This is a genomic window from Spiroplasma endosymbiont of Lariophagus distinguendus (genome assembly GCF_023846195.1).
Lineage (GTDB): Bacteria > Bacillota_I > Bacilli_A > Mycoplasmatales > VBWQ01 > Spiroplasma_E.
Genome location: NZ_JALMUW010000172.1, coordinates 1 through 603, shown reverse-complemented (window position 1 = coordinate 603; position 603 = coordinate 1). Strand labels below are relative to the sequence as shown.

Here is a 603-nt window from a genome sequence, read left to right as displayed (position 1 = left end):
ATATAGGTAACTTTTTTTATATAAAAGAAAAAAGGTGGGAAACGGAACAACGTTCTTACCACTATCCAGATTATTAATCCTATGGCCACCTTTATATTTATATATTAACAGTTTCTCAAAATATTGTCAAATGATATTAATATCATCATTTATTTTTTTCTTTATACGTGCTTAATTTATACTTATCAATATTTAAATTATAAGGTAATTCTTTAATTAAAATATTTTTCTTTTCTTGTATAAATTCTAAAAAATTTATTTTATTTGATTTATTATATACTCTTAATGTTGCATTTGCTAGAAAATCTGCTCCTTGTAAACAATAATCTTTTTTAGAATCTTCAAAATTAAAATTATAACTAAAATTTTTATATTTTTTTAAAAATGGATGTTTATTAATTAAATAATCTTCTAAATTTTTACAGTCTCTGACAAAATAAAAATTATCAATATCTAAAATGATATTAATCTTTATTTTATATATTGATTTTATTTCTTTTGAATTAATTTTTGGGCAAATAAATCTTATTAATAATTGAGCTATTATATGAACTTTATGCATATTATAATTATTTTTTCGATGTTTTTTTCTAATATTTTTAG

General features: G+C 18.1%; 1 protein-coding gene. It reads right to left on the bottom strand.

Features of this window, described 5'->3' with window-relative positions; genetic code table 4:
* Positions 1-136: 136 nt before the first annotated feature.
* Positions 137-603 (bottom strand): DUF3800 domain-containing protein (locus M0D11_RS06380; RefSeq protein ID WP_252321139.1); only part of this gene is annotated, 467 nt, incomplete at its 5' end.